General features: G+C 31.6%; 8 protein-coding genes. All 8 read right to left on the bottom strand.

The genetic code is table 11. The annotated features are described in order from the left end of the window. The coding region (locus GBO31_RS06055) for an acyl-CoA dehydrogenase family protein (protein ID WP_219007433.1) at positions 1–982 on the bottom strand (982 nt) is incomplete at its 3' end. A gap of 117 nt (positions 983–1,099) precedes the next feature. Then, positions 1,100–1,915 carry a helix-hairpin-helix domain-containing protein gene (locus GBO31_RS06050; RefSeq protein WP_219007432.1) on the bottom strand — a complete coding sequence of 272 codons (816 nt, stop codon included), beginning with the start codon at positions 1,913–1,915 and terminating at the stop codon, positions 1,100–1,102. Positions 1,916–2,080: 165 nt separating this feature from the next. Next, a complete protein-coding gene (locus GBO31_RS06045) occupies positions 2,081–3,682 on the bottom strand; it encodes an alanine/glycine:cation symporter family protein (RefSeq protein ID WP_219007431.1) in 1,602 nt (533 codons plus the stop codon). A gap of 100 nt (positions 3,683–3,782) precedes the next feature. Continuing rightward, on the bottom strand, positions 3,783–4,790 hold the full coding sequence (locus GBO31_RS06040; protein WP_219007430.1) for a potassium channel family protein: 1,008 nt from the start codon (positions 4,788–4,790) through the stop codon (positions 3,783–3,785). 2 nt (positions 4,791–4,792) lie between these two features. Continuing rightward, positions 4,793–5,014 (bottom strand): PspC domain-containing protein, encoded by a 222-nt coding sequence (locus tag GBO31_RS06035; protein ID WP_219007429.1) that lies wholly within the window; start codon positions 5,012–5,014, stop codon positions 4,793–4,795. A gap of 23 nt (positions 5,015–5,037) precedes the next feature. Continuing rightward, on the bottom strand, positions 5,038–6,324 hold the full coding sequence (locus tag GBO31_RS06030; protein WP_219007428.1) for a DUF2851 family protein: 1,287 nt from the start codon (positions 6,322–6,324) through the stop codon (positions 5,038–5,040). A 481-nt stretch (positions 6,325–6,805) separates the two neighbouring features. Then, on the bottom strand, positions 6,806–7,786 hold the full coding sequence (locus tag GBO31_RS06025) for a helix-turn-helix domain-containing protein (RefSeq protein WP_219007427.1): 981 nt from the start codon (positions 7,784–7,786) through the stop codon (positions 6,806–6,808). A 161-nt stretch (positions 7,787–7,947) separates the two neighbouring features. Then, complete coding sequence (locus GBO31_RS06020) at positions 7,948–9,309, bottom strand: pyridoxal-phosphate dependent enzyme (RefSeq protein ID WP_219007426.1); 1,362 nt, start codon at positions 9,307–9,309, stop codon at positions 7,948–7,950. Positions 9,310–9,317 lie beyond the last annotated feature (8 nt).

The following is a 9,317-nucleotide window of genomic DNA, read 5'->3' as shown; positions in this document are numbered from 1 at the left end:
CTTCATCCGCAATTTTAGTAGACAATAATTTTGACATACTAGCTTCCTTCACTACATATTGACCATCATTTAGCCTTTTTGCGATTGAGTAATTAAACTCTTTACACATCTCAACCTCACTAGCCATATCAGCAACAGAATGTCTTAAAGCCTGAAATTTATCTATTGTTCTTCCGAAAGCTTCACGCTCTCCCATGTATTTGATTGCGTAATCAAGAGCAAACTCTGCCCTAGCGTGCGCATTGATACCCATAATCAATCTCTCAAGGGCGAAATGTTGCATGATATAAGAAAAGCCTTTATCCTCTTCTCCCATTAAATTCGCTATAGGAATTTTTACATTATCAAAAGCTATCTCACCAGTATCTGAAGCCCTCCAACCTAATTTATCTAATTTGGTAGCTGAAATACCAGGAGTTTCTCGATCCATAATGAAGATACTTATACCTTTATTACCAAGTTCTGGAGATGTTTTAGCGGCAACCACAAGATAATCACTATAAACTCCATTAGTGATAAATGTTTTGGAACCATTTATAACGTAAGAATCACCTTCTTTTACAGCGGTTGTTCTCATACCAGCTACATCAGACCCTCCAAATGGTTCAGAAATACAAAGGCACCCTATTTTCTCTCCAGATATACTAGATCTTAAATATTCTTCTTTTATCCTGGCATCACCTTCCTTATTCACATGTGTCATTGCTAAATATACATGAGCCCACATTGCGGCAGCAAAACCTCCAGAATTAATCTTTTGTAATTCTTCTAAAAATATTACTGTATAAAACAGGTCTAGTCCTAAACCTCCATACTCTTCTGGATATGCTATTCCAAAATAACCCATTTCGCCAAATTTCTTCCAAATAAAGCGTTCTATATCACCTGTTTTTTCCCACTTTTCTATATGTGGAACTACTTCTTTTTGTAAAAAATCTTTAAGACTTTCTCTAAATAATTCGTGCTCTTCTGTAAAATACATGTTGTTTAAATGATAACTTTGATTTATATAGCTAACATAATTACCGTAAATAGAGGATATTTAAAACTCAATACAAATTCACATATTGTCAAAATTCACAGTAATTTTTTCCGATTTTTAATTTAATGTCAAATATAATGCTATTCTATCGATTTTTTCTAAAGAAAACCCTTCAATTTTTCCTAATTCTTCAAAGTCAGATATACCATTATTTTGTTCAATGAAATCTTTTATCTCCAGAGCAGTTTCAAAATCAAAATATGGAACCTCCATTAGCTGCTTTACTGAAGCTTTATTAATATTTATTTTATTTATCTGTAACGGTGTTTTTACCGTATATAATAATAGAATTTTATTGTGCTTATTATTATATAAACCCTTAACATCCTTCAGTTGTATATCACTGACAAAACCATTTAATTCAACTCTACGGGCTATAATTCTTTCTGCAATAAAATCCGGAACACCTATCGTTTCTTGTAATTCTTTTGCAGCCACTATATTCAGATCTCCCTTCTCTGCAAAAGATTTTTCAGGAAACTTCTTCTTTCTACTATAAGAAGTTTGATTTTTAGATCTATTTACCCAATCAGGAAATTTGAACAATGGTGCAATAACAGTTAATAAAGAATCCGAAACTCCTGTAACCTTCTTGAAATCTTGTTTCGAATTTATCCATTTATCTTTTTTGCGATATTCTAGTAGTTTATTTAACTCATTTACCGACAATCCTAAAACATATGCTTTATATTCTGTAATGAAATTCGGATTAAAAGGCTTTAATTTATAGGCCTTTTTTTTATTATTAGCTTCTACTCTTAAAACATCAATTTGTGTTTGATATTCGGCTAATTCAACAAAATTATCTGTATTATTTTCTCCATTTGGAAAAAAATATAAAACTAAAATTAGACTAAAAATTAATAATGACAAAAGTAAAATCCCATTCCGGAACCTTAGGTGTATCTCGAAATGGGATTTTGTTAGTTTCATCTGTTTATATATACTATTTTAAGGTCAGATGGAATCGTCATAGAATCATTCCTGTTATGTATCAACCTAATTCTAATGACTTATTTCATGTTTTAAAAAAAGTTCTTATCCTTTAGATGCTTTTATTGCATCAAAATACCTTATCAATTGTTTCTTCACAACAGGGAAAAGGAAATATAAACCTATCATATTTGGGAACACCATTGCAAAAATCATCGCATCAGAGAACGCCCATATAGAATTCATACTTGCTGCTGCTCCAATAACAATAAATGTTAAGAACAATAATTTATATACCAAATCCGCAGTTTTACCTCTTCCAAATAAGAACTTCCAAGATTGTAATCCATAATATGACCATGATATCATTGTTGATACAGCAAACAATACTACTGCTATCGTTAAAAATATATTAGAATACGGTATATACTTAGCAAAGGCTTGTGCTGTAATTCCAGCACCCTCATAAGATATTCCATCAATTAAAACTGATCCGCTACCATCGCCTCCATACTGAAAAGCTCCTCCAGAATTAAATATAATAATTACCAGAGCGGTCATCGTACAGATCACCACCGTATCTATAAAAGGTTCTAGTAAAGCCACAAGTCCTTCAGATGCAGAATACTTTGTTTTTACTGCAGAATGCGCAATTGAAGCCGATCCGGCTCCAGCTTCATTAGAAAAGGCTGCTCTTTTAAATCCTACTAATAAAACCCCAATAAGTCCTCCTACTCCAATAGCTTTTGGATTAAAAGCTTCAGTTACGATCATTCCAATTGCATCATCTATAAATGAAAAATTACTAAAAATAATGTATAGACAAGCCAATATATACATAACTGCCATTAATGGAACTACCTTTTCAGTAACAGAAGCAATACGTTTGATACCTCCAATTATGATAATCCCCACTAGTATTGCCAATACAACTCCGATTACAGTCCCTGCTCCAGTACTCTCTAATCCCATCAACTCTTTTAGTACGATAGTAGCCTGATTAGATTGTGCAGCATTTCCTCCACCGAATGATCCTCCGATACAGAAAATAGCAAAAATTACCGCAGCAATTTTACCTAAAGTAGCAAAGCCTTTTTCTTTTAATCCTTTACTTAGATAGTACATTGGACCTCCATATACAGTTCCATCTTCTCCAACATCTCTATATTGAACTCCAAGTGTACATTCAACAAACTTTGTAGACATCCCTAATAATCCACATACTATCATCCAGAACGTTGCTCCTGGACCGCCTAATGCGATCGCCAAAGCTACACCGGCAATATTACCATTACCTACTGTTCCAGAAACTGCTGTAGCTAATGCCTGAAAGTGTGAAACTTCTCCTTCTTTACTCTCATCTCTTATCGTATCTGGTATATCACCATCCACTCCTGCATTTGGATCACCTAAACTATGATTTTCTAAGTCATCATATTTACCTCTTACTACATTGATTGCTTTTGGAAAATATCTAATATTAGGGAATCCAAAATAAATAGTGAAAAATATAGCACTTAGTACTAATAATATAATTACAAAAGGTGCTCCTGAAAAGACCTCGAAAAAAATTACTTTGGAAAAAAAGTCTGATACTGGCTGAAATGCTTCATCTATCTTCTGATCCAAACCTTTTTCTGCCTCCTCTTGTGCAAAAGTTAAAAATGGAATTGTTATTGCTAAAATTGAAAGAAGAATTCTCTTCATAATGTGTGAGTTAATTGAATTTAGTTTTTTTAGAAGTGAGCAAGATGCTAAAAAAAACATTTGTTTACAATAATTTAACGGTTAAATCTTCAGTAATCATTTAAATATTAAACTCTTTATTTAGTTGATTTACTTGTTCTGGTCTTCCTAAAACGACTACTTTGGAACCTGGTTTCAAGATGGTATCTGCTTCCGGATTTACAATATATTCGCCTTCTGGAGACTTATATCCTATAATAGTACAACCAGTTCTAGATCTCATAGCAATTTCACGAATAGTTCTTTCTTGCAGATCATCAAATAAATCCTCAAAAGAAACCTCTTCTATATTGATAGATTTTTTACCTACAATGGATAAATTATCCAAAAACTCTATTAAATCAGGAACCACAACTAGAGATGCCATATGATCACCTCCTATTCTATCAGGCATGATAACATTATCAGCTCCTGCTAATCTTATTTTTTTATAAGATGCATCTTGGGATGCTCTACTAATAATTTTTAGATCCTTATTGATTTGCCTTGCAGATAAAACGATGAATAGGTTATCTGCGTCTTCTGGTAAAGTACATATTAGACAAGATGCTTTTTTGATTTGTGCTTCGATCAGCACACTATCTTCTGTAGCATTTCCTTCTAGAAAGAAACGCTCATCACTTTGATATTTTTCAATAACTGTTTTATCATTTTCAATAATTAAAAAAGGCTTATTGTATGCAGATAATTTATCAGCCGCTTGTTTACCATTACGTCCATAACCAACGATAATGATATGATTTTCTAACTTATTAATCATTTTTTGCAGTTTTCGATATTGTACTCTTTCGGGATCACTCTTACCTACAATATATTCTGTAATTACAGATAACGAATATCCTAATATTAATGCACTGGTAGTGATTAAAAATACAGTAAATAATTTGGCAGTATCATCTAGGGGTTCCACCTCTCCAAAACCTACGGTAGAAACTGTTATCACAGTCATGTAAAGAGCATCTGTCCAAGAATAATCCGAAAAAAAACGGAAACCAAGAACTCCAACTGCTATAACCGTTACTAATAGTGTTAAGGCTATATATATTTTAGACCCAAACCTCTTAAACATACTTATAAATCAAATACTGAAGTTCTTTTTGTGTAGACTAAATCTTTTAATTTTAACCAAAATGCCATGTTAAGGTATATTACAAAACCTAATCCTGCTGTAGCAAAGGTTAGGTAAATAAAAAATAAACGTACATTTTTAGCACGCATTCCGAATCTATCTGCTAGCCTGCTAGAAACATAAAATCCATTTCTCTCTAAAAAGTGTCTTAGATTGTAAAGCATAATGCAAAATAATTATATTATCCCTAATTACCTTCTTCATTCAACAAATAATTACCAATTGCACATTTTAAACAAGCTTTTCGATCGCAATAGTTGATCTTTAAATGAATCATAGCCTGCGAATGTAATGCATCTTCTATACAGACACCAAGTGTTGTAAATTTATCCACAATAGAATTTCTCTCATATGGTAATTGAGACATTAACCTAAAGATATCTTCTTCAACCTCGACTCCTATGACTTTTGCATATATAAATTTGAGAGGTATTATTGTATTGATTATAATTAAATCTATAAATGGTTTGGTTAATTTCTTACTCTTTGGAGATGAATCTTTTGTAAATGTATAGTGAGTTCTCCAAAAATCACTAGTGCTTACATCAAATAATTCATAGAATTTATCTAGGTCGTTTGCTTTAATAATGCTACTAAAAAGTTGTTTATTTTGAACATACAAGTTTGCTAATTGAGATATGCGAATGGTAGGAAAGTTAGGAGGTCTTAATCTAAAAAAATGAACATTAAGCACTCCTATGTTTTCTAAATGATATTTACGCTTTAAATATTCATAGTGCTTTATTAACTTCTGAACATATGTAATATCCAAATCTTTATCCAATAGATTAGCCTGACCAAACAATAATGCTTCTACTTCCATTAAATCGTCACAGCATTTCCTTAGAATCGAAAAATCAAATGAGTTAGCTAAACTCAAAAAAGCATCACTATTTACATTCAGTCCAAAACCTTTTGCCAATAATTTAAAGAGTACAGCTTCCCAATCATAAGAACAGCCTTCTAACAAATCTATGATCAGCTGAGATTTTTGTTCTAATCTTTCAACATATAATCTTTCTTGCCAATTGAATAGTGTAAATGATGAAACTGTAGGAAGTTGTTTTTCACATTGTATCCACTTCATATTCTGATTACAAAATAGATTTTGATATTTAGTAAGTAGATTATTATTCAAATATTCCTTTAATTGTAATGTTGGTATTTTCGAATTATCTTTTCTAAAGATATCCATATCATCTTCCCAAACCACATGTAATACTACATTATCATATGCAGGATCTATTTCATGATGATGTCGATACCAATCACTAGACTTTAAATGGATTTCAACATTTCCTGCCCATTTTTGATTATCAATAATCAATTGGGTATTGAAAAAATCAGGACCAGATTTTGTTTCATTGTGGTCACCAACTCTTATAATTACCACATCTTGTCCGTCCGTTGTTTTTAGGTTCGAGGAGTTGATCTTTTTATATTTCCATAAATAATGGAGAAAATCTTCATTCATAAAAGGTAAACTATTTAAACAATCATAAAAACACGATTAGCTCTTAGCTATATATTATTGTGTTTTCACATACCGGATTGTTACCTCTTATCTATTATAAGGTTTTAAGAAATGCTCTAAAAATTCTATTCTATTATTAAAAGCCTCAAAATTTGTTGCTATGTACTTAATATTTTACACAAGAAGCATACATGATCGACTCAAAAACTGTAATATTCTATCCAGAATAGTAGTATTTTCCCCCTTTTATTCTTAAAAAAGCCTTAAAAACATTAAAAATGTACTATTGGTAAGATTTTATGTATTAATGGAAATTATTAGCACAATATCATTTCTTTAATTTGTTAAAGAATTAGGGAAGATAAATTCAAAAAACATATATAAAGATTTCAAAATCCTAAGCTTAGTTGAGTTTGTGTTAGGTTATAGATGGTTGTCAGATGACAACCATCTTTATTTTATATAGATTTCTAATTTATATCTAAAATTGAATATCAGGATAGATATCGAACTTGTTAAAGAAAGCTTTTTTAAATTTTGAAGAGTTAGAATAATTGAGATTATCCATCACTTCTTTAATAGACAGTCTTTCAGTAAAGATCATATTGTAGGAACTTTCTAATTTCTTATTATTAAAAAACTCTAAGGGTGTCTGATTATGTATTTCTTTAAACATATTAAAGAAATTTGTTCGACTCATATGCGCCATAGAAGCTAAATGATCTACTCCTATAAATGGTTCGTGTAAGTTATTTTCTAAATAACTACTAACTTTATAAATATTACCTACCTGTGTGCTGTTAATTTTAAATGGATTACTTTCAGTTTCCCACATCAAAACATCCTTCCAGAACGTTTCCAGTAATCGAATTCCTCTGGCTATAAAGAACAAGTAGTTTTCTATCTTACTTATGTCAGGAGATACTATTTGATCAAATAAAACGGATTGTTTATAGGAAAGATAAAACTTATTGATATGTTGATGAGAGTGTCTAATATATCGATCCATTTTCTCAGCCATATCATTATTCTTGAGGAAATAAGGTTTAGTATACTTACTTTTCAATACGATCATGATTGATTTTACTTCAGCACCTTTTGTAATATAAACTCTTTCTCCTTGTTGTGAATTCATACATCTCATATTACCAGGAGTATAACCATCAGAGTAAGAGCTTATAATTTCATTCTTTTTGATTTGATGATCCAATGAGTATTTACGGAAGTGAAGAATAATATCCTTTTCATCTATAGGCTCTCTAACATATTCAATATCAACATGTGCTTTGTAATTATTGATAAAAAGAAAAACTTCTGGCGAAATCTTATAATAACTAAGATATCCCTCTCCAATTTCTGGTGGAAAACAAATTCTATCAGAAGTCCCATTAGGTTCCAATTGGGATCTAAAATAACTTCTTAATACATCTATATCAGCAAAGTCAAATGAATATTTCTGCATAACCCATCGATTTTATACGAATCCTTAATCTAAAGATTACATTTTTAGCATAACGTTGCGTAAAACGAAACTTTAAATCAAAATAAAGTATAAAAACAACCCCTATATTAGTTCCGTAAACTAATAAAGGGGAAACCTTTAATGATATAAATATAAATAATTTATTTTATATGGCTTATTACATCATATTTAGTGATAATATGATGCTTTCCATTTTCAAGAGCTACCAATACAGCAGGATTACCATTTTTGATTAATCCTGATATTTCATCTAATGAAGTTCCAGCATTCACAATTGGAAAAGGATCTTTCATGATGTCCTTAATAGGTGTATCCGCAGTATTCTTATCTTCTAAAAATGCCGAAAACAAAGCACTTTCATCTACTGACCCAACAAAACCTTCGCTGTCTATAACAGGTATCTGAGAAATTTGGAATTTTCGCATTCGTTCGATCGCATGAGAAACCAATTCTTCAGTTTTTACTGTAACTAATGGCTTATCTATATGGTTTTTAACCAAATCTACTGCTGTAGAAACTTCTTCTTCCAAAAATCCACGTTCTCTCATCCAATCATCATTGAACATTTTTCCAACATATCTGCTTCCATGGTCATGAAATAACACAACTACCACATCATCTTTCTTGAAATGTTCTTTTAATTGCAATAAACCTTTGATAGCAGCTCCGGCACTATTTCCAAGAAACATACCTTCCTCTTTTGCTAATCTTTGCGTATATACGGCTGCGTCCTTATCGGTAACTTTAGTAAAACCATCAATAATGGAAAAATCTACATTCTTTGGTAAAATATCTTCTCCAATACCTTCGGTTATATAAGAGTATATCTCATTTTCATCAAATACACCTGTCTCGTGATATTTTTTAAAAACTGATCCGTAGGTATCAATTCCCCAAACCTTTACATTTGGATTCTTTTCTTTTAAATATTTTCCAACACCAGAAATTGTACCTCCAGTTCCAACACCAACAATAAAATGAGTTACTTTCCCATCTGTTTGTTCCCAAATTTCAGGCCCTGTACTTTCATAATGAGCTTTGGCATTAGAAGGATTATCATACTGATTTACATACCAAGAGTTTGGTGTTTCTTCTGCCAATCTTTTAGAAACCGAATAATAAGATCTTGGATCTTCTGGTTCTACATTAGTTGGACATACCATTACTTTGGCTCCAACTGCTCGTAGGATATCCATCTTTTCTTTGGACTGCTTATCTGCCATTACACAAACAAGTTTATATCCTTTTACAATAGCAGCAAGCGCAAGTCCCATACCAGTATTACCAGAGGTTCCTTCAATAATAGTTCCACCTGGTTGTAATCTTCCATCTGCCTCAGCATCTTCTATCATCTTCAATGCCATTCGATCTTTTACAGAATTACCTGGATTAAAGGTTTCATATTTAGCTAATACTAAAGCATCTACATCCTTTACTAGGGCATTCATTTTTACCAAAGGTGTATCTCCAATGGTTTCTAATATATTATTTGCGTACTTCACAAGCTTAC

Origin of the sequence: Aquimarina litoralis (genome assembly GCF_019295435.1) — a bacterium.
Taxonomy (GTDB): Bacteria; Bacteroidota; Bacteroidia; order Flavobacteriales; family Flavobacteriaceae; genus Aquimarina; species Aquimarina litoralis_A.
This window is presented reverse-complemented; position numbering and strand designations above follow the sequence as displayed.

Coding starts and splice junctions, on each gene's coding strand:
- GBO31_RS06045 (WP_219007431.1), bottom strand. CDS start 3,682: ATGAAGAGAATTCTTCTTTCAATTTTAGCAATAACAATTCCATTTTTA.
- GBO31_RS06040 (WP_219007430.1), bottom strand. CDS start 4,790: ATGTTTAAGAGGTTTGGGTCTAAAATATATATAGCCTTAACACTATTA.
- GBO31_RS06035 (WP_219007429.1), bottom strand. CDS start 5,014: ATGCTTTACAATCTAAGACACTTTTTAGAGAGAAATGGATTTTATGTT.
- GBO31_RS06030 (WP_219007428.1), bottom strand. CDS start 6,324: ATGAATGAAGATTTTCTCCATTATTTATGGAAATATAAAAAGATCAAC.
- GBO31_RS06025 (WP_219007427.1), bottom strand. CDS start 7,786: ATGCAGAAATATTCATTTGACTTTGCTGATATAGATGTATTAAGAAGT.